Source organism: Terrimonas ginsenosidimutans (assembly GCF_022012415.1).
In the GTDB taxonomy this organism is placed as follows: Bacteria; Bacteroidota; Bacteroidia; order Chitinophagales; family Chitinophagaceae; genus Terrimonas_A; species Terrimonas_A ginsenosidimutans.
The window spans coordinates 101,149-121,684 of record NZ_JAKLTR010000015.1 but is presented as its reverse complement, the minus strand read 5'-3'; the positions used below and the strand labels follow the sequence as shown (position 1 = coordinate 121,684).

Sequence of the window (20,536 nt, the reverse complement as noted above, 5' to 3'; positions counted from 1 at the left end):
TTTTTACTCTTTTCATTACAAACGGGACTGATCGCCGATCACCTGTCTGCAACAGCTGTGGAAAAAATAAACTGATCAATCCGATTAAATTTGGGTGAACATAGGGCTGGGCAATCAGAATAGTGATATTTTTGCGGCTCAAACACGAGCTTCCATGTTTAGCGATTTGTCCACTCTTCAACCTACCAAGAGGTTTTCCAACAGGGTTGAGAATTATGTGAGATACAGACCTTCTTATCCTGCCGCCATCGTTCCGTTTCTTGAACAGAGACTGGGTTTATTGAAAGACCAACGTATTGTAGACGTTGGTTGCGGTACAGGTCTTTTTGCGGAAATTTTATTAAAGCAGGGGTATAATGTGATCGGCATTGAGCCGAATGAGGAGATGCGTGCTGCCGGAGACAAACGCCTCAGTCTGTATCCGGGCTTTACCAGTCGCAGACATCGCGCGGAACAAACCGGATTGCGTCATGAAAGTGTCGACCTGATCACTGTAGCACAGGCGTTTCACTGGATGGATCCCGAAAGAACGAAGAAAGAATTTGAAAGGATCCTGAAGCCGGATGGACATATAGTGCTTGCCTGGAATCTCCGGAAGAAGAGTTCCGTCTTTATGGATTCATATCAGAAATTGAAAGAAGAATTCGCGATGGAACCCCAGGTGCTTGATAAAGTTTCTGAAGAAGAGATCAGGGAGTTTTTCTTTCCACGTCAAACAAACATCGATCACTTTGATAATGTACAGATGCTCGATTTTGATTCATTAAAAGGGCAGCTTCTTTCGTCCTCTTATATCCCTCTGCCGGATCATGAATCTTATGATGCGATGATCTCGAGGTTGATCCAGTTATTTGTAGCGCATAATGAAAACGGATTTGTAAAGATGGAGTATGAAACAAAACTTTATTGGATCTGATTCTTCCTATAAAATAAAATGGCCCCGGATCATCCGGGGCCATTTTATTTATGTTAAGGCGAAGATCAATTTCAGGTAGATGGTGCATTTACTCCCTTGACAATTGCGAGTGATGCAAAGTCTTTCAGCATGATCGACTCAGAAGCAGCCTGATTGATCATAAACCAGTTTTCAAGAACTGTAGTGTAAAGTGAACGGAAATCGTGCTGCATTGCTATATTGTCTTTTGCGGTAGCTGCAGCGGTTATCGGAGGATTAGTGCCGATAATACCAGGTTGCACACTATTGCCAAAGAGGAGGACCGGGGCCGCGGCTCCATGGTCGGTACCACCACTCGCATTTGATTTAATTCGACGGCCAAACTCGGAGAACGTCATCCCCAGTACGCGGTCCGCAACTCCCAGTTCCTGCAGGTCAACCATAAAAACATTGATCGCTTCAGAAAGCCTTTCCAGCAATCTTGCATGCGCGCCAATAGTGGTGTCCTTTGCATCAGTCTGTCTGGCATGTGTATCAAATCCACCCATGTTAACCATGTACACTTTCGTTTTTAATCCACCCGCGATCAGCCTCGAAACGATCTTCAACTGATCAGCCAGCGGGTTTTTCCCCTGCGCAGGGTAGAGGGACGACTGTGTTTTTATTTTCTGAGCTGCATTTTTGATCACAGTAGCATACTTGTCAGTCACCATGGACATCTCCCGTATATACGCCAGTTGATCCCCTGCACGCGAAGAAGCGGATGAAGATGTATTTACATTGTTAAGCAACGCATAAAAACTTGATGGATTGGTGATGGCCATTCCCATACTGGTGACCGGTCCCTGGAATGCCGGAGATATAATTCCACCTACCTGGATCGCCAGCGGATCAGTCATATTGTTATTCGGATACCCTGCTGGAAAACCAGGGAATTCGTTATTCAGAAATCTCCCCGCCCAGCCGGAATCAAGTGTCTTGTCGGAATCAGAACCCGTCAACCAGATATCAGTAGCACGGAAATGGGAGAAATTTGGATTGGGATAACTAACCGCCTGTACAATAGAAACCTTTCCTTCATTGAACATATGCTGGATATGCGTCATCGCGGGATTAAGACCTGTTTGATCAAAGCCATTCAGACGTAAGATCTTTTCCTGCGGGATAGCGATATTGGTACGCGCAGCATAATAAGCATCATACAGATCGATCGGGATAACAGTATTCAGGCCATCATTACCGCCATTCAGTTGCACCAGTACCAGTACACGCCCATTGTCCTCTGCAGCACTGATGCCCTGCAGTAATGGCGATTTTGCCCACGCATTTAATGACCAGCCATCGAGGATAGCAGGCAATGCTATGGCGGGCAGTGTGTGTTTCAAAAAATCCCTTCTTTTCATCGTCCGGGTTTTAGTTAAATGAACGGCGTCAGCAAAGCTGATACTCAGGTCTGTTCATTAAATATTTATAGAGCGATTTCAATCGTTTGGTAACCTGGTCAGTATTTTTCTTGTCATCCGGTTTTGCCAGGTATGCATTCCAGATATCTGTCCAGTAGTGATCAGACTGCATGCCTGTCAGACCAGATAGCAGGATGCTGCTTTTGATAAACGTTTTCTCCGTCACGGCGAGATCCATATTGTACAGCCGCCTGATCGCATCGCTGATCAGCTTGTCCGGATCTGCAGGAGTCGGGAGGGTTTTAGTGAACGCGATCGTATCGATCACCACTTTTGTCTCATTCTTCGCAAAACCATTATTGATCATACGATCTGAATACTGGTTACGGCGGGGCAGGGAGTCCGAGCTGATCCAAAGTTTGTCATACTGCGGCTCCTGGTAGTATGGCTGCCATCCTGCAACATTGGGAGGATCACCAATATTTTGCTGCATGGCGGTCGCCTGATTTCTGACCTGCTCCCAAAGTCCATATTGGTCAATAAAGTTCCCTGCATCCGGGAAGCTGATCTTGTATTCCCTGCAAAGGCCGATGGTAAAATCCAGCGGGCTTTTGATCACCGCATTAAAATTTGCGGGATCAAAGAAATGTTTGCTGCTGAGTAAGGCTTCCAGTACAGGCTTGATCTCATAATCGTTTTTACGGAAAATCGCGGCCAAAGGCTCGATCACATTTTTTTCAGTAATTGCATCGATGCTGTGATAAACAAAAAAGCGGTATAGTTTACGGCAAATGAATCGGGAAACTTCCTGTTGCGCAAATATCATGTTCAGCAGATCATCTGTTTCTTCAGCACCTGGCGCACCTTTTTTCCCCTGGATCACCGTGTTATTATAAAACGCTGAAAACTGCTTGTCGCTTTCATCATGCCGGTTTGCGTCGAACACAGTTGTGTAGGTCTTGTTTTCAAACCGGTAACCAGTCAGCACGCGTGCGGCAGCTTTCACATCATTTTCCGTATAGCGGGATTCCGGTCCTTTGCCGATCGTAAAAAGTTCCTGTAGTTCACGGCCGTAGTTCTCATCAGGAGCTTTTTTTGTGCTCACTGCACCATTAAGATATTTAAGCATGGCCGGGTCGATCGTCACGTCCTTTACCATAGCCTTGAAATTTCCAAGTGCATGACGGCGGAGCATTACGTTATGCTGGTAGAGATAACGTGCATTGTCGACGATGGTTGCCTGCGTTGCAAAATGATTGTGCCAGAAAACAACCATCTTTTCCCTGAGTGTGGATTGCTGGTTCAGCATCAGGCCGATCCACCAGTTCTTCAGGGAGTTCCTTCTCCGGCCACTATTTTTCCCATTAAAGGTGGTGGAGTTGATCCATGTCTGACCTGCAGGAATTTCTTCATCGAAGAAATAATTTTCTTCTTCTTTTTTCGAATCAGGATCGTTGTAATTATTTACGGGTGGAGCAGGCTCCTTTTCTTCCGTGTAAAGAAGTTCATGTATGATCTTTTTCAATTTCTTTCCTTTGAAATGATCAATATCATTGGGGCTGGCTCCAAAAGTTACCCTCTTAAGCAGATGCATAAGCTGATCATTGGAGAGTTTACCCTTATAAGCATCGAGGCCTGAGCTAACTGTGTCAAGATCAGCAGCATAATTCCACTCGATTCCTTTCTCTTTTTTTACCCGATGAAAGAATGATCTTCTGTCCATACCAATGGATTAAAGCCTAATTCAGAAAAAAGGGTGCCACTTTCTGATTATCCGTAAAATTTAATGGGAAATGGTGTTAAACGGGGGTTAATGAGAGAGATGGGGATGATGACGGATCGCAAGCTGCAGAGAGTCATTTCTGCAAGAAAGCAGCTGCTGATCGTTCTGAAAGTATTGACTTATAAAACGACCGTCCGCGGTCTGCGGGCGGTCGTCTGCGATCTGATTATTATTAGCCCTTCACTGGTGGTTCACCATCCGGGCGAACGATCATCCTCAATGTCTGGTCCCTTGTAAAGTATGCGCTTGTCCAATTGTAAAGCGTTCTGATCTTATTGCGATAATTGATCAGGGAGATCAGGTGAATGAACAGCCACATCAGCCATGCAATAAACCCTTTGAAATGCAATTTGGGTTTTGGGATGTCCGCCACTGCTTTATTCCAACCAATGATGGCCATTGTGCCCTTGTCATTATACCTGAAAGCTTTCTGGGGCTTACCGGTTACGGATGCTGCAAAGTTCTTCGCCAGCAGTTTGCCTTGCTGAATAGCGACCTGGGCAACTTGCGGATGTCCGTTGGGAAAAGCCTTGTCTGTTGATTGCAAACAGGTATCTCCGATCGCATAAACGTTGGAAAAACCTGAAACGAGATTATGTTCATCAACGATCAGTCTGCGTCCGCGACCATATGATTCCTGTGGGATACCTTCGAATACTGAACCTGTTACCCCGGCTGCCCATACAAGGGTTTTTGTTGCAACCGTATCGCCGTTGGCGAAAGTGACGATATCATCTTTGTAATCTTTGACCTGCGAGTTGAGTTTCACTTCAACGCCCATTTTTGTAAGTGCGTTCAGTGTATCTACCTGGGATTTCTCGCTCATCGGAGCAAGCAATTTTGGACCGCCATCAACAAGGTAGATATGCGATTCGAAACCTTTACCGCTCAGTTCAGGATAATCTTTCGGAATGACCTTCTTCTTCATTTCAGCCAGCACGCCGGATACTTCCACTCCTGTTGGACCACCTCCTGCGATCACGATGGTGAGCAGTTTATCACGTTCAACAGGATCCGTCGTTCTTGTAGCCTGCTCCATCCGTTGAAGAAAGTAGTTGCGTAATTCAAGTGCGTCATTTACCGTTTTCATCGGCAAGGCATTCTGCCTGACGTTTTCCATTCCAAAAAAATTGGTCTCCGCACCTACCGCAAAAACAACATGGTCGTAACTCAGTTCCCCATTTGAAAGCACTACTTTATTTTCCGTTGGCTTCAGTTGTTTAAACTCTCCCATGCGGAATGTGACATTCTTTTTACCCCGTAAAAATCTCCTGAAAGGGTAACAGATACTCGAAGTTTCGAGATAACTGGTTGCAACCTGGTAAAGCAGGGGAGGAAAGAAATTGTAGTTATTACGATCTACTAAAGTAACAGAGAAGTCCTTGTTGTTGGCGAGACTTTTTGCGAGATTTATGCCCGCAAAACCGCCACCAATGATAACAATATGCTGCATACAAACATCTTTAATTTGCCAGCGCCGTTGCCGGCGATGCAAAGTTAGTTGATTTAATGACCTGCATGTATCAGATATGAAGTTTGTTTATGTTTTTCACATTTCTTAAAACATGTTTGTCACCATCGGGTCAAAGGTATCGGCACGGGAGATTTGCGAAAATTGATAAATGCAGGTAACAGTTGTACAATTCCCGTGCCCGGACGATCAAGGCTGCGGAGCAGGCTGACGGAAATGTAAGCATTAGCGCAGGATAAACCTTTTCTACAGCGGATTGTTGTCTTTGTATAATGGAAGATCGCTCAACTTATCACCCAGCTGATCCTCCTGCATCCAGATGCCGCGGCTGTCTGCTTCCTGGCGTACCTGGTGGACTTCTTTCTCGATCTCCGTTAGGGGAATTGACTTATGCCGCTTTTCCTGCGGCGGATTAAGTTTCTCTGATTTTTCAAATTCGATCACCGCTGCGAGGATCTCTGGCGGCAGTTCCGCCTCTGCTTTATATGCAAGCTGGATGAATTGGCGGGCAAAAAAACTGTCCACCTGTATTCTTCTTTTTGAAAGATGCGCAAATCTGCCAAGCATACTGCAGATCGTATTGCGGTCTTCCGGAGTCAGCTCCTGTGCAAATTCATATTCTTCGATCTTGCGGAGATGGAGTAGCACTGGTTCGATGGTGTCTGTCGATATGATATATACAGTATGATCGGCAAAACGGTGTACGAATTGCGTCAGGCTGTCAAGCGACGCAGAGGGAACCGCAAAATAAATATCAGATCTTACGCCGGACTGTTTGGCGTATTTGATCGCCTTCTCTGCCTGATCCTTCAGGTAAGACGGGAAATTACCCGGATCTTCACCTGCAGGGCTTTTCGCATCAATGATCACAAACTCATTGCAAATAGAAATCGTATTGTCTGGTATACCGCGAAAAGGAGGTTTGTCTATATAGTCTATCGTATGACGCTGGCAGACGGTTTTGATCGCAGATCTCACCCGCTGCTCATGCTGGTTCCAGCTTTCTTTCAACAAGCGCAGCTTATCTATCGCCGTCTGTTGCTGTACTTCCAACTCAGAGAGACGTTCATTCCGGATCCTTGTTTCGATCTGCGTCAGCGACTGAATGGCTTTGCCATGTTCATGCTGCCTGATCTCTTCAGCAGCAAGAAGGGTGTTATGTTGCTGCTTAACCTGTTCCATTTCGCGCTGTAAAGAGAAAAAACTTTCTTTCCAGTGCGCTACTTCGGAAACAAGTTCATCTTTTCTTGCTCCCAGCGTCTGGTTCTCCTGCTTTTGCAATTGTGCCGCCTGCTGCGCAAGGATCAGTTTCTTTTCCTGTTCTTTCACGACTGTTTCGTTGGAATAAAGATCCCTGTCCGCCAACACGAGCTGATCCCTCACTTTTTTCCAGTGAAAAAGCCTGTCCCAGAACCCAATCGTCCTGATTGTTTCCAGCAAATGTTTTAGATGATCGAATTGTGCCATTAAGGGTGTAAGATACTAAAAATATTAGCCAGGCGGAACAGGAGAAAAGGGAGCTTCATTCTGAGGGATATTCAGGGGGGAATTAATGTTTCATGATTTGCCTCTTCTGCTAAAGCTTCTTCCGCATTAGTTGTTGGTAATACTGGTTGATGGAGCCGGCCATTATTTCTTCCATCAGTATTCCACCAATTCTATCAAAAAGGTTGTCCCTTCATTTGGTCTGCTCTTTATCTGAATATTTCCATTGTTGCGTTCGATCATGCTTTTAATGATGTAGAGGCCAAGGCCTTTACCTTCGTGTATATGTGAGGAAAAACGCGAGAAAGGTTTGAATATCGAGTTTTTATGACGGTCGAGGTCTATCCCCACGCCATTGTCGGAGAAAACTATTTGCACCCCGCCCGGATGTTTTACGGCTTTGATCACAATCTCTGGCCTCCTGTTTGCATCTGAGTACTTGATAGCGTTTGTCAGCAGGTTGCTGAAAATGCTTTGCAGGTAAACTTCTACGTACATAAGACCGGATGCATCACTAAAATCGGTTGAAATGCTGGCGTTTGACGCCTGTATTCTTTCTTCCAGCTCTTCGCAGGCTTTGGAAAATACATCCTCGAGGCGGATATATTTTGCAACGGGAGTATTGTGTTTGATCTGGATGATATTATTCAGATCCAGCAATGTGTGCTCTAACTGAGCGGATGAGCGTTGGATGATCTGAAAATGCTTTCGTACATTTTCAGGATCGTCATCGATCTCCAGGAGTGAAACGGCCAACTTGAGTTTGGTCAGTGAGTTTTTCAGCTCATGAGACACAGCGAAGGCGAATTGCTCCATATCCCGGCTGCGTTGTTGCAGTAATTCGTATCTGAGCTGAAGAGTTGGTTCTGTTGATGCAGGGAAAAAACGTTGGATCGTTTCAGTTGATGGAAGAGAAGGGAGGATCGTTTCAAAGATCAGGTCGGACCCCTGTAACAGGACCTGGAGGGCGGGTTGATCATCGTGATTATGACCTATCCTGAACATCAGATCTCCTTCAGCGGTGTTGGAAAGAAAGAAAAGGTCGACAATTATACAGGCAAAACGGATCTGATCGACCGCAGGCAGGTCTGCCGCACCGGCAGCCTGAAAGGCCAGTTTATAGACATGTGCACTGTCTGCAGCGGTGCTGATATTAGTTCTGGTTAGTTCGTTCATCAGTAAGTCAATATTACGAACCATTTTGGGACTAATTATATCAGGGAAATCCCTGATTTTCTGTCAGGTATTTCTTAAAGCATATCGCTATCACTATTTTTATCGCGGATAAATAACTAGCTAATGGACGACAGGATTAAGGTATTTCATTTGGAAGATTATAAGATCATGCGCGATGGTATCAAGTTTCTCCTGACTCAGGATCCCGGGATCGTAGTCGTGGGGGAGGCCAGGAAGGGGGAGGAGCTGATCGAGAAACTTCCCGGCGCAGATATCGATGTATTATTACTGGATATCTACCTCGATGGTATGGAGGAGCATTCCACGCTTGATGGTTTTGGCGTTTGTGAGTATGTTCATCAAAATTACCCGGGAATAAAGATCGTCGCCCACTCCGTTTATTATGATGCTGACCGGGTTGCCCGGATCATGAATAACGGAGCAATGGGGTTTGTTTCAAAGAAAGCTGGTTATGAAGAATTAATTGAGGCCATTAAATCTGTTCATTCCGGGAAAAAGTATATTTGTAAAGAAACCTCCAAGAAATTAAAAAACATTAATGAATTCCTGGAAGGTATTGTAGATACACTGCGGGGAGAAAAAGACTTTTTTTCACAGCGTGAAAAGGATGTACTTGATCTTCTTGCCAGAGGCTTCTCCACCAAGAATATTGCACAGGAGCTTTTTATCACGGAAAAAACAGTGGAATCTCACCGTAAGAACATGGTCGATAAGGCGCGCGTAAAAAACACAGCCGAGCTTATCGCTTTTGCTTCCGCCAGGGGTTTTCTAAAGCGTTAGGAACATGATCAGGCAGCACACAATCCCGCAGATCGGAGAACTCTCCCGGGAAGGCGTTTTTATCTTTGATGGCAAAAAAGAATCTTTCGCATACGTGAACGGCCCATTTGCGGAGATCTTTGGTGTTACTGTACCGGGGCTTATGGAAAATCCGCGACTGATCATTCCCTTTTTTTATGCGGAGGATAGCAAATACCTGCTGCATTGCTATCAGGAACTGCTGAAACAATCGCATCTTGAAGTGGAATTCCGGCTTAAATTCCCCGATCTCTCTATAAAGCATCTTTGCCTGAACTCTTATTTGTCGACAGAAACCGGTATGATCTCCGGTTTTCTGAAAGATATTACCCGGAATAAGGAGCATGAAGACTTTATCGTGAACTATGGCGCCAAGAAAGATACCATGCTGGATATGATGAGCCATAATCTCGCCGGACCACTTCACCTTTCCAAGAATATCATCCACTGGATGCAAAATACCTATACCGGTGAAAACGGTGAGGAGATCAGGAAGCAATTGCAATACATACAGGATAACACCCAGCAATGTATTGATATCATCAATGACTTTCTGAAAGAAGAGCACCTGGAGTCTGAAAAGATCTATGTAAAGAAAACGCGGTTTGATGTACTGGAAAGGATCGTTGTGACGCTGGATAAACTCATCGCTACCAATAAAGACAAGCGTTTCCGCCTGATCACAGATCTGCAAACGCTGAATATCAATACGGATAGTGTGAAGTTTTTTCAGATCATTCACAACCTGGTTTCCAATTCAATTAAGTTCACGCCGGAAAATGGAGAGATTGACATCATTGTAAATGAAACAGCTGACACCTTCCAGGTGCATGTAAAGGATAACGGCATCGGCGTTCCGCTGGCCTTGCAACCCCACTTGTTTGACAAACGCACGCGCGCGCGGCGCGAAGGGTTGAAAAGCGAGTTTTCCACCGGCCTCGGCCTTTCTATCGTAAAAGCACTTGTTGAATTGCTCGATGGAAAAGTCTGGTTTGTTTCTGACGAAGTCAGCGGTTCTGTATTTTCTATTGAACTGCCGAAAGACTGACCCGGAATTGAGAAGTTTATGTTGAAGACCTGCACAACGCCGTCGCAGGTTTTTTTGTGCATTATTGAAACTCTCCTGTATGCTCCTGAGTATTTTTTTCACGCTAAAATAATCAAGTGAGGAATTTCAGCAACAACAATACTGGTCACCTGCCGGAAATCAGCGTATTTCTGACATGGCACCTGATTTGAATAAAAGTATTCGGCCGTCCTTCAACGAACCTCCGGGATAGGGAACCGGAAGCTCTGGATCGGGCCACTAAAATACTCCCTTCTATATAAATCAGTAACCGGTCCTGCGCAGTAATGCGGGGACCGGTTTCTTTTTGAGAGACGTTTATTGTTATAATGTTTCCGGCTCAGGGAACGGTGATCGTTTTAGTTTGTGTGGTTTGCGCGCTGAAGTAACCGAGAGCACCGCCTTTCAGGTTGGTCACCGGGTTGGCAGGTGTCGCCTGTCCGCTTTCACCTGTGGCACTACGGTCGAGGCTGAACCAATATTTGTAAACATTTGCGTCAATGCAAAACATATCTATGCGTAGCTGATCACCCGTTTTGATCTTCTGATCTTCGTTGTCATCATCTTCAGGAAAGTAGAAGAGTTTGTTGTTGACATAGTTTCCATCAGTGTATTCGTCGCTTTGATAAAAGATCGTGGGTTCTTTTTTACCATTGATGTATTGAACAAAGCGGTAATACTGTCCGCGGCCCGGAGGATCCTGGTACTCGGTATTGGCAGTTCTTCTGTTTTCGCCGAAAAGGAATTCATCCGTTACATACAGGGTATCGAAGTTAACAAGCTGCGGCATGGTTGATACAGCTGTAAAAGTTTGCCCGTTCACCCTTACACTGAGAGAGTATGTTTTACCGCTTGTTCCATTCATTCCCGGCGCGGTATAGATCCCGGGGGATGATTCAGTCAATGTCGTGACAGCCCCGCCGGCTTCGCTCATTTCAACTGTTGCTCCGCTTACTCCGGCCAGGCTATTGTCTTCATCAAAGTCTTTTGTCTGGCTGAGCGTAACACGCGCACCCGTTTGATCGGTAATGATACCTTCTACGACGTATCGTTTCTCTGAACTGTTCAGGTTCAGATCGATCACTTTTTCACAGGAGGTCAGGAAGATCGTAGCTGATACAGCTATGATCGCATTGAATGCCGGTTTATATATCAGTTTACCCGTTGTCATAAAAGATCAGAATTTAAAGTTGTAAGAAACAGAAGGGATGAATTTGAAAAGAGCATAACGCACGGCTTCAGTCTTGTTAGGGTCATCGGCGTTATCCCGGAAGTTGATCGTGTAAGCATTCTCCCGTCCATAAGCGTTGTAAAGGCTGAAGGTGAGTTCCGAGGACCAGCGCTTTTTCTGTTTCAGAATGCAGGTTGCTCCCAGGTCAAGACGGTGGTAATCCGGCATTCTGTAGCCATTTCTTTCCGTATAATAATAAACCGTATTTCCATCGATGCTGTATTTTCCCGCAGGGAAAGTAACCGCATCACCCGTATAATAAACCCAGGCTGCGGAGAATGTCCATTTACGGTTGAGCTGATAGGAGCCGACGAGGGAAACGTCATGCGTACGGTCCTGGCGGGCATTGTACCATTGATTGTTATTGATCCCGTCGATCTGTCTTTCTGTTTTTGATAAGGTATAGCTCACCCAACCGGTAAATTTGCCGGCTTTTTTCTTCAGATGTAATTCCAGGCCATAAGCGCGGCCTTTACCGAATAACAGCTCAGATTCGATCGCATCGCTGTTGGCGAAGATGTCTGCGCCATCACGGTAGTCTATCTGGTTCTGCATCCATTTATAATAGGTTTCGACACTGAGTTCAAACTGGTTGTTGAACAGGTTGCGGTAGTACCCCAGTGATACCTGGTCAGCTATTTCCGGTTTGATCAGGTTGGTATTTGCAATCCATTTATCTGTTGGATTAGATGAAGTGGAATTTGACACGAGATGCATATTCTGCACGTTGCGTACATAAGAAGCTTTCAGTGATGTTTGTGTATTGAAGCTGTAACTGGCAGCAATCCTTGGTTCAAGGTTTACATAGGTCTTCACAAAATCTCCTTTTTCATAGCTCATCGTGTCGGTTACTTTCCCATCTGCATCGATATTATAGAAGTCTCCTTTACCGAGGATGCTGAAGGAAGAAGCGCGGAGGCCATAGGTCAGGTTCAGCTTATCGGAAGCTTTCCAGGTATCGCTGATGAAGGCGGCATTTTCCCAGGAAAATCTTTTCTGCAAAGCAGCATCATTCACGCTTTGGGATTGATAGGCTTTGATCTCACCCGGAGTGATGGTATGATAAATGGTATTAAATCCAAAACGGAGGTTATGACGCGGGCCCGCATACCATTGATATTCCTGCTTCAGGTTCCAGTCCTGGATCTTTGAAAGAATATCAAAGTCGTCCCCGCCACTGCGGATAGAGATCTTGTAGTTATAATTGCTAAAGATCATGGAGGTGTTGCTGAACAGCTTGCTGCTGTAAATATGGTTCCAGCGTAGTGTGCCGGTTGCATTACCCCAGTCGATACCAAATGTTTCTCCAACACCCAATACATCTTTACCAAAATAGCCGGAGAGATACAAACGGTCTTTTTCGCCGAGCTGATAATTGAGCTTTGCATTCAGGTCATAGAAGTAAAGCGTATTGCTGTTTACGGCGGAGTCGCTGGAAAGTTTCAGAAATGCATCCACATAGGTTCTTCTCCCTGTAACGAGAAAGGATGATTTGTCTTTCTGGATCGGACCTTCCACATTCAGTTTGGCAGAGATGAGGCCAAGACCTCCGCTCACATTGTAATCCTGGTTGTTGCCATCGTTCATTTTTATATCCAGCACGGAAGCGAGTCTTCCTCCGTATTGCGCGGGCATTCCTCCCTTATACACCGTGATGTCTTTGATGGCATCAGAGTTGAAGGTAGAGAAGAAGCCGAGCAGGTGAGAGGCGTTGTATACCGGGGCTTCATCCAGGAGGATGAGATTCTGGTCACCGGCGCCACCGCGGACAAAGAAGCCGCTGTTCCCATCACCTGCTGATTTGATGCCGGGCAGCAGCTGGATGGTCTTTAAGATGTCACGTTCCCCAAACAGAACAGGGATGTTCTTGATCTCTTTTGTTGACACTCTTTCGATGCCCATTTGCGGACTGCTGATACTGCGTCCGCGGGATTGTGCGGTAACAACCACACCTTCCAGATTTTTTACTTCATCGTCTAATTGGATATTCAGCGTAACGTCTTTGTCGAGTGTGATGTCTTTTAACTGGTTTTGCAGGCCGACAGCGCTGAATTCAATAGAGTAGCTGCCTTTTTCGAGCGTGATGGAATAGAATCCATACTCATTGCTGACAGTTCCGTTGATCGTCTGTTCGCCATTGACTGCGCGAACGCTTGCCCCGATCAGCGTTTCTCCTTTTGCTTTTGATTTGATTGTGCCGCTAAGTGTGAATTTCTGTGCGCTTAATGCTGTTGCGCATAAAAAGAATAAGACGGCCAGTGAGAATTTTTGCATATAGGTTGTGGTTACATGATTCATAGCGCCGCAAAGATATTTGCGTGCATTGCGCTAATACTTGTTAAATATGTTAAAATGCATGAACGGCTGTATCACCGGTTCGGAAGGATGATTGCCGTTGCATGCACTCTATTTACAAGAGTGCATACATCTACCCCTATGCGCAGGAGTATTAAATTTTAGGCAGGCAAAAGCTGGATCTCAAGGCTGAAAATTGTATGTGTACTCGATTTTCCCTGTCAGTTCTTTTTGTTTGTTAAATAAAGCCTCTTTTGTTTTCAAGCCTTTTTCATTGAAAATATAACGCCATGTGAGATAGTCCGGGCGTAGCGTGGAGAGTGTGGTGATCTTTTGAATTACTCTGTTCTGTTCGTCATACTCAAACATAAAATCCGGAAGGATTTTCTTCGCGCGTTTGCTGTAGCGTGCGATATCTGTCAGCATGTTTTCCTCATCGTAATAATAATACACGGGGTCGCCTACTTTGACGCCGCGTTTGACAAGCTGTTCGTCCGTTACATTTCCCTTTTCGTCAATCGAAAAGCTGTATTCTGTACTGTCTTTCCTGTTAACGATCTTGAACATTTTTTCCGGTTTGCCCGCTGTATTGTATATCCAAACATGTTCTTCCACGGAAGTGAAGTCGTTCAAAGAATCTCTTGATTCTGTTTTGACAGAAGTGAGGTTATTGCCGGTATACTGGTAGCTGGTACGGCTTTTTATGCCGTTGGTGGAATCCGAAATAGACGCAAGCCGCCCTTCCGGATCAAAACGGTAATATATGCGTACAACAGACTGACCATTGCGGGTGCTCACTTTCAGGAGGCTTTTGCCCGGGAATACTTCCTGTAGTTCGTAATAGTCGGGCGATTTGGCGCCACGGGCGTCAAATCCTGTAGCCGTCACTGTCGATACTTTATTCGCCAGATACACTTTCATTTTCTCTGTGTTCGCCACAGCATCTACAAGATCTTTGTAGTAGAACTGGCCAAAGGATTGAACAGAGAAGAAAAAGGAGAGGAGAATAAGGTATTTTTTCATGTAATATTTGTGTTTTTCGGGTTAGTGGCCTTGATCTGCCTGCGCTGAATGCCGAAGATCGGGCGCCTTTCTTCGCTCCGCTCTGGCAGCCGGAGAAGGCTGGGTCACCGCACCGCAAATTTAACTCAATTGCCTTTAACGGCAGACTCCTCAAAAAATTTCATTACCATCGGAAAAACAGTCTTTTACTTGGCTCTTTGTACTTATTTTTAGCGAAAAATTTACATGTCGCACGGCCACGAACGCAAAGAGAAGAACTGCCTTAACTGTGGCACAACGGTACTGGGCAAATACTGCCAGGTCTGTGGCCAGGAGAATATCGAGCCGAAGGAGAACTTCTGGACGATGTTCACCCACTTTTTCAACGATATCACCCACTTCGACGGTAAGTTTTTTACCACTTTAAAGGATCTGCTCTTTAAACCCGGCTTTTTGTCCGCCGAATACATGAAAGGCAAACGGATGAGCTATCTTAACCCGGTGAGAATGTATGTGTTTACATCGGCACTCTTCTTTCTTGCGTTTTTTGCCACCAAAGCGCCGGAAAAGATCTCCGGCTCTTCCAGGGATCAGCCGCTGAGCTGGAGCGAGCGGAAAAAGAAAGTGACACGCCTGGATGAGAAACTGGAAACGGTACCGAATGATTCTCCACGGATCAGGCAGAAATTTCTGCTGCTCGATTCTTCCCTCGTGGTAACGCAACGCATGCTTGATGATATTGAAAAATCGCGGGAGGGGCGTGTAAGAACGAGAATGCCTACCTCCACAGATGCTACAACCGTAACCGAATACGACGCGAAACAGGCCGCTTTACCTCCTGCCAAACAGGATAGCTGGATGCGTGCTCTCTGGAACCGCCAGGTGTTGAAATTGTCCGGCGAACTGGGTAATGCAGAAGCAGGACGTAAACTGATCGATATATTTCTGCACAGTATGCCTTATATGCTGTTCGCTTCCCTGCCACTTTTCGCACTTATCTTAAAACTGCTGTATGTGCGGAAGAGAAAGGAATATTATTATGCAGACCATGGGATCTTTTCTATCCACCACTATGTTTTCAGTTTTATTTTTCTATTGCTCTGTATTTTTCTCGGATGGCTGGAAAATAAAAGCGGTTGGGGTATCTGGGACATCCTGATCTTTATTACACTGCTGCTGTGGCCCTTTCATACATACAAGGCCATGCGCAGGTTTTATAAACAGGGACGGGGCAAGACTTTCCTGAAATTCTGTTTGCTTAACCTGCTTGGTTTTATTATGATCGCTTTCCTGATGGCAGTGTTTGGTATCGTGTCTGTCTTTAAACTTTAACTCTTTTCAATATGGATGCAAATAGTGCGGGACTGAATGACTCATTCCAACGGTTGGTTAAGATCATGGACGAGCTAAGGGAAAAATGCCCCTGGGATAAAAAGCAAACCATCCATACTCTCCGGCAGATGACCATCGAGGAGACTTTCGAACTGGCCGATGCTATTACCGACACTGACTGGAAAGGGATCAAAGAGGAATTAGGCGATCTGTTATTGCATATTCTATTCTATTCTAAAATCGGTGCTGAACAGGCGCAGTTCTCGCTGCAGGAAGTGATCGATGGAATAAGTGAAAAACTGATCTCCCGGCATCCGCATATCTATGGTGATGTGCAGGTGAAGGATGAAGAAGAGGTTAAACGGAACTGGGAAAAACTTAAGCTGAAGGAAGGAAAGACGTCAGTACTGGGAGGAGTTCCCCGCTCACTGCCGGCAACCGTAAAAGCAATGCGCCTCCAGGAAAAAGCAAAACAGGTAGGGTTTGAATGGGATACGAAAGAACAGGTCTGGGACAAAGTGGAAGAAGAGATCGGGGAATTGAAAGAAGCGATCGGGCTGGGTGAACAGGACAGAGTGGAAGAGGAGTTCGGTGACCTGGTTTTTTCTCTCGTCAATTACGCACGGTTTTTGCAGGTGGATGCCGAAAATGCCCTCGAACGGACCAATAAAAAATTCATCCACCGCTTTACCCAGATGGAAGAGGAAGCCCTGAAGCAGGGTAACGACCTGGCTGCCATGTCACTTGAAGAAATGGATGCCATCTGGAACAGCATTAAAAAGCAACGGCCGCAGTGAAGCCACTACTTTCAAATAACCGGGTAAGATATAGCCTGCTGGTACTGGCAGCTCTACTGTTTACCCTGTCTTTCTTCTTCAACAAGATTTATACAAACAGATCGTCGGTGGCAGATGAAGTAAGATCTGCCGAGAAATACATACACGAACAGCAAACCGACTTTGATCTTTTCCTCGCTGATACCGCACTTTTACACCGGCTCTCAGAAAATACTGAACCTCTCACGGATCTCAATCCGATCACCTCAAAAGCATACGGCATCTTTCTTTACAAACTGACCAATGCAAGTACGCTGGTCCTGAAGTTCTGGAATACATCTTCCGTATTGCCGCCGTCCAATACATTCCATGAAGGAGAGACGGTGGAGCCGGTTAAAACGGAGAATGGCTATTACGTACTGGTGAAGAAACTGGTCCGCTTACAATCAGGCACTATCGTCGCTTATGCGATGATTCCCTTCAAACATTCCTACTGGTTAGAAACGGAGAAACTTCCTGAAGATTTTGCGTACAGTAAAACAGCTGATCAACGGGTTTCTTTAGCAGAAAACAAGGTGACCCGATTTCCGGTAAAGTCTCTTTCCGGCAGCCCGCTGTTTTATTTCGATCAGAAAAACATTGGCGTCATTCCTTATAACAATGCATTGACGATCCTGCTTCGTTTCACCGGTTTATTATTGCTGCTGCTGTTTGTTCACCTGATCGCTGAAACACTTACCCAGCAAAAGCTCTGGAAAGGTGTACTGTTCCTCGGAGCATCGCTGGTCATCATCCGGGTGGTCATTTTCCTGGTGCCGTCCCTGCTGAATCTTCGCCAGTTCGAGTTGTTCGACCCTGCAGTATATGGTGCAACGGCAGTGCAACGTTCACTCGGTGATCTGCTGATGAACTCAGTATTCTTCTGCTGGTTTGTCCTTTTCATCTGGTATAAGGTCCAACGCCTTGAAAGCCTTGTAAGCCCATGGCCACAATGGATAAAAACGCTGACCGGCTTTTTCTCACTGGTCATGCTGATCCTTTCCACCTTCCTGATCTCCTCGGTGATCAGAAGTATTGTGGCTGATTCAAAGATCTCTTTTGACGTTACCAACTTCTGGAGCCTGAACCGGTATACGGTCGTGGGCTTCTTTGTGCTGGCAACACTGACACTCTCTTACTACTACTTCACCCAGCTTTTATTCCGGATCATCTTTCCTTTTTTAAGAGGAGAGATCTGGCTGGTCTATTTTGCCATCGCTTTTTCAGGCCTGGTCTATCTTACGCTTAAAAGCGGAGATCCTGCCGTATTGTTTTATATTCCTGTACTTGCCTGGTTGCTTTTATATACATGGTTAGTGAACAGGGAAGGGATCATCCTGAACAGGATCCGGATCAATATTGCCGGTATCATCTTCTGGATCTTTGTATTCTCTGTATCTATAGCTGCCATCATGCTGGTGGAGAACAAGAAAGTGGAATGGGAGAAACGGAAGTATTTTGCCGGCAGGCTTGCGTTGCTGACCAACGAATCAATCGACAGGATGATCAATATCGGGCTGAATTACCTGGACGATGACTTTCTTTCCTCCAATTTTGACCGGGTAAGGGACAGTGCAAGTAACAAGGATCTGCGTGACAGTATCAATTCATCTTTTTATAACCGGTATTCTTCCGAGTTTGAAACGATGCTGTATTTCTACGATTCTTCGGGCGCGCCATTGTTCAACCCGGATGCGACCAGGTTTGAAGCGATCAGGACGATCGTAACACAGCAATCACATCCGACAAGGATGCCGGGTGTTTACTATTATGAAAGATCATTTGATCAGTTCACTTACATTACTCAAAAAACCATTCCCGATTCAGTAGGACGAACGATCGGTTACCTCTACATTATCTCCAATCCAACCCGTTATTCTTCGGACGACGCTTTGCTCGCCGAACTTTTCAAACATAATAAGAAGGATGATCCGGAGAATTCCCCTATTTATTCTTATGCGGTCTATAATCAGAAAAAACTGATCAGGCTCTCCAACAAGTATCCCTTTGTAACATGGCTTTCGGATGAGCAGGTGTTAAAACTTACAGGAGAAACGACACGGTTTGTGCGCGACGACTATGATGAGCTTTGGTACAAAGCGGATAACCAGCGGATCGTCGTGATGGCGCGGAAGCAGGATACATTGATTGAAGCGATCACCCTGTTCTCCTATATTTTCAGTTCCTTCTTATTCCTGATCCTTGTGGTGCAGATCCTGTCGCTGCTGGTAAAAGCTGTATATGATCCCGAGGGATTCCGGAGATTCTTTCATTTTAATATCCGGAACCAGGTCCACAGTACGATCATCTTTGTCAGCATATTCTCATTCATTATTATCGGGATCGCTACGATCAACTTCTTTAAAACTAGGTACAACAGGACGAACAGCGATAAACTGAGCAAGACGATGAACATCATGGTGGCTGAAGTGGAGCGGCAGGTACCTCCGGAAGATCTTGAAACGGGAATGGTGGTCATCAATGATTCTGCAACGGGCCGCACGATCGAAAGTCTTGTTGAGGAAGTATCCCAGATCCATGGCGTGGATGTAAATGTATTTGATCTTAATGGTGATCTGCAGGTCACATCCGGGACAAATGTGTATGATAAGGGCGTATTGAGCAAGAAGATGGATCCTACGGCGTTTTATCGCCTGAACAGGCTTAACCAGGTGCAGCATGTGCAGGAAGAAAGGATAGCAAGCTATACCTATCTCAGTAGTTATGCGCCTGTGCGCGATCAGGACGGCAAAGCCTATGCTTATATCGGCATTCCCTATTTCACTTCGCAGCCTGAACTGGATCTGGAGATCTCAAATTTTATCGTGACGGTGATCAACCTGAACGCATTCATCCTGCTGATCGCGGGTCTGATCGCGCTGTACATCACCAACCGGATCACCCGCTCATTCTCTATCATCAGCAATAAGATGAAGGATGTGAACCTGAGCAAAATGAACGAAGAGATCCAGTGGAACCGAGACGATGAGATCGGTGACCTGGTCAAAGAATATAACAAGATGGTGGCTAAGCTGGAAGCAAGTGCCGCAGCTTTAGCGAAAACTGAAAGGGAAGAAGCATGGCGCGAAATGGCCCGCCAGGTTGCCCATGAGATCAAAAACCCGCTGACGCCGATGAAACTCAGTATCCAGTATCTTCAAAAAGCCATTAATAACAACCAGCCGAACGTGAAAGAGTTGTCGAGCAGTGTGGCTAATACACTGGTTGAGCAGATTGATCACCTGTCTAAGATCGCGGCTGACTTCTCGCAGTTTGCCAATATCAGTAATACGAATATCGAAGAATTTGACCTGCACACCGTGATGCGTTCCCTTCAGGAACTTTACAGTGCAGACCCAAATACTGAATTTATCTGGAATCCTGTTCATCAGCAGATACTGACGCATGCCGATAAAACACAAATGAACAGGCTCTTCACCAACCTTTTCGCAAATGCGGTGGAAGCCCGTGGTTCAAAAGATCATTCTGTCATTGAAGTAATGGAAACCCTGGAAGGAAATATGATCCGCATCAGCATTAAGGATAATGGGGAAGGTATTGCGGAAGAGATGCAGTCACGGATCTTCATTCCAAACTTTACAACAAAGTCTTCCGGAACCGGGCTCGGCCTTGCGATGTGCAAAGGGATCGTGGAGCAGGCGAGAGGGCGCATCTGGTTTGAAACGAAAAAGGGATTCGGGACTACCTTCCATGTGGAATTACCGGTGATCAATAAAAGCGGATTGTCGTAGAAGTGTCGCAA

General features: G+C 45.6%; 14 protein-coding genes. 6 read left to right on the top strand and 8 right to left on the bottom strand.

Features of this window, described 5'->3' with window-relative positions:
• Positions 1–154 precede the first annotated feature (154 nt).
• Positions 155–916 carry a class I SAM-dependent methyltransferase gene (locus LZZ85_RS21035; protein ID WP_237875334.1) on the top strand — a complete coding sequence of 254 codons (762 nt, stop codon included), beginning with the start codon at positions 155–157 and terminating at the stop codon, positions 914–916.
• A 71-nt stretch (positions 917–987) separates the two neighbouring features.
• Here the strand turns inward: LZZ85_RS21035 and LZZ85_RS21030 are convergent, their stop codons facing one another.
• The 5 genes from LZZ85_RS21030 to LZZ85_RS21010 all read right to left on the bottom strand — a co-directional run bounded on the left by LZZ85_RS21030 (position 988) and on the right by LZZ85_RS21010 (position 8,213).
• On the bottom strand, positions 988–2,298 hold the full coding sequence (locus LZZ85_RS21030; RefSeq protein ID WP_237875333.1) for a DUF1501 domain-containing protein: 1,311 nt from the start codon (positions 2,296–2,298) through the stop codon (positions 988–990).
• 28 nt (positions 2,299–2,326) lie between these two features.
• A complete protein-coding gene (locus tag LZZ85_RS21025; protein ID WP_237875332.1) occupies positions 2,327–4,021 on the bottom strand; it encodes a DUF1800 domain-containing protein in 1,695 nt (564 codons plus the stop codon).
• 232 nt (positions 4,022–4,253) lie between these two features.
• A complete protein-coding gene (locus LZZ85_RS21020) occupies positions 4,254–5,534 on the bottom strand; it encodes an NAD(P)/FAD-dependent oxidoreductase (RefSeq protein WP_237875331.1) in 1,281 nt (426 codons plus the stop codon).
• Positions 5,535–5,798: 264 nt separating this feature from the next.
• On the bottom strand, positions 5,799–7,019 hold the full coding sequence (locus LZZ85_RS21015; protein ID WP_237875330.1) for a hypothetical protein: 1,221 nt from the start codon (positions 7,017–7,019) through the stop codon (positions 5,799–5,801).
• A gap of 174 nt (positions 7,020–7,193) precedes the next feature.
• Entirely contained in the window at positions 7,194–8,213 is a 1,020-nt protein-coding gene (locus LZZ85_RS21010) for a sensor histidine kinase (protein ID WP_237875329.1), read from the bottom strand.
• Between the two features lie 123 nt (positions 8,214–8,336).
• Here LZZ85_RS21010 and LZZ85_RS21005 point away from each other — a divergent pair, with 123 nt between their 5' ends.
• Positions 8,337–9,014 carry a LuxR C-terminal-related transcriptional regulator gene (locus LZZ85_RS21005; RefSeq protein ID WP_237875328.1) on the top strand — a complete coding sequence of 226 codons (678 nt, stop codon included), beginning with the start codon at positions 8,337–8,339 and terminating at the stop codon, positions 9,012–9,014.
• 4 nt (positions 9,015–9,018) lie between these two features.
• Positions 9,019–10,080 carry a PAS domain-containing sensor histidine kinase gene (locus tag LZZ85_RS21000; protein WP_237875327.1) on the top strand — a complete coding sequence of 354 codons (1,062 nt, stop codon included), beginning with the start codon at positions 9,019–9,021 and terminating at the stop codon, positions 10,078–10,080.
• Between the two features lie 358 nt (positions 10,081–10,438).
• Here LZZ85_RS21000 and LZZ85_RS20995 read toward each other — a convergent pair whose 3' ends face one another.
• The 3 genes from LZZ85_RS20995 to LZZ85_RS20985 all read right to left on the bottom strand — a co-directional run bounded on the left by LZZ85_RS20995 (position 10,439) and on the right by LZZ85_RS20985 (position 14,647).
• Positions 10,439–11,269 (bottom strand): DUF4249 domain-containing protein, encoded by an 831-nt coding sequence (locus LZZ85_RS20995; protein ID WP_237875326.1) that lies wholly within the window; start codon positions 11,267–11,269, stop codon positions 10,439–10,441.
• A 6-nt stretch (positions 11,270–11,275) separates the two neighbouring features.
• Positions 11,276–13,603, bottom strand: coding sequence for a TonB-dependent receptor (locus tag LZZ85_RS20990; protein ID WP_237875325.1), 2,328 nt, complete (start codon positions 13,601–13,603; stop codon positions 11,276–11,278).
• Between the two features lie 204 nt (positions 13,604–13,807).
• A complete protein-coding gene (locus LZZ85_RS20985) occupies positions 13,808–14,647 on the bottom strand; it encodes a hypothetical protein (RefSeq protein WP_237875324.1) in 840 nt (279 codons plus the stop codon).
• Between the two features lie 225 nt (positions 14,648–14,872).
• On the opposite strand from LZZ85_RS20985, the gene LZZ85_RS20980 reads away from it, so the two are divergent.
• Genes LZZ85_RS20980 through LZZ85_RS28700 form a run of 3 tightly spaced genes read left to right on the top strand, consistent with a single transcriptional unit; the run spans position 14,873 to position 20,525 of the window.
• Positions 14,873–15,958, top strand: a complete 1,086-nt coding sequence (locus LZZ85_RS20980) for a DUF3667 domain-containing protein (RefSeq protein ID WP_237875323.1) — start codon at positions 14,873–14,875, stop codon at positions 15,956–15,958.
• 11 nt (positions 15,959–15,969) lie between these two features.
• Positions 15,970–16,755: a nucleoside triphosphate pyrophosphohydrolase gene (mazG, locus tag LZZ85_RS20975; protein WP_237875322.1), complete on the top strand. Its 786-nt coding sequence runs from the start codon at positions 15,970–15,972 to the stop codon at positions 16,753–16,755.
• Complete coding sequence (locus LZZ85_RS28700; RefSeq protein WP_237875321.1) at positions 16,752–20,525, top strand: sensor histidine kinase; 3,774 nt, start codon at positions 16,752–16,754, stop codon at positions 20,523–20,525. The genes mazG and LZZ85_RS28700 overlap by 4 nt, the downstream gene beginning before the upstream one ends.
• The last annotated feature ends 11 nt before the right edge of the window (positions 20,526–20,536 follow it).